This window comes from Hydrogenobaculum acidophilum (genome assembly GCF_054656715.1).
The window spans coordinates 1-677 of sequence record NZ_BAAHXP010000053.1 but is presented as its reverse complement, the minus strand read 5'-3'; the positions used below and the strand labels follow the sequence as shown (position 1 = coordinate 677).

1 protein-coding gene is annotated in these 677 nt (G+C 34.6%); it reads left to right on the top strand.

Going from position 1 to position 677, the window contains the following annotated elements; genetic code table 11:
* Nucleotides 1-677 (top strand): hypothetical protein (locus ACYQZV_RS09090; protein ID WP_459895326.1); only part of this gene is annotated, 677 nt, incomplete at both ends.

Here is a 677-nt window from a genome sequence, read left to right as displayed (position 1 = left end):
ATTAAACCATCCTATCATCCTTGAAGATCAAGATATAGGCTTAGGTTATCAGCTCATAGAACAAGCAGAAGAAAGGGTGAGGTTCTACGACCTATACAGAGAGCTTAAAAACTTACAAAAACGCTATAACGTTTACTATCACACAAAAAAAAGGAAACATCCTATTAAGACACCTTCTTTTATGTTAAGAGGAAAACAACATTCTTCCATACAAGAACACTACAAAACCTCTGTAAAAACCCTTTCAGACAAACATCAAAGTCACAGGTTTATAAACGTAATGCTTCCAGCTTGCGGTTGGGCTAAATCAATAGGCCTAAGCGAAGACTTTGTTAGGTCCGTATTATGCGAACTTCTATCAGACAAAGAAAACTTTAACAAAGACTTTCAAAAAGCTTGGAAGTATGCAAAAGAAATAGACTTTGGAAATATCACCAAAGACAATCTACTAGGCAAAACCTACGAAGATGTGTCTAATGAAGTGCTAACACTACTCTTAAAACGAAGATACACAAGACAAGAGTTAATAAAAAGAGTATTTCAAAATCAAAAATGGCTTTGCGATAGGGTTTTAAACTTCCTTCAAAAAGCAGGTTTTGTAGAAATCAAATCAAAAACTCAAGGAAGAGGAAGACCTAAGACACTTATATTTATTACCCATAAAGGAAGAAGGTTTG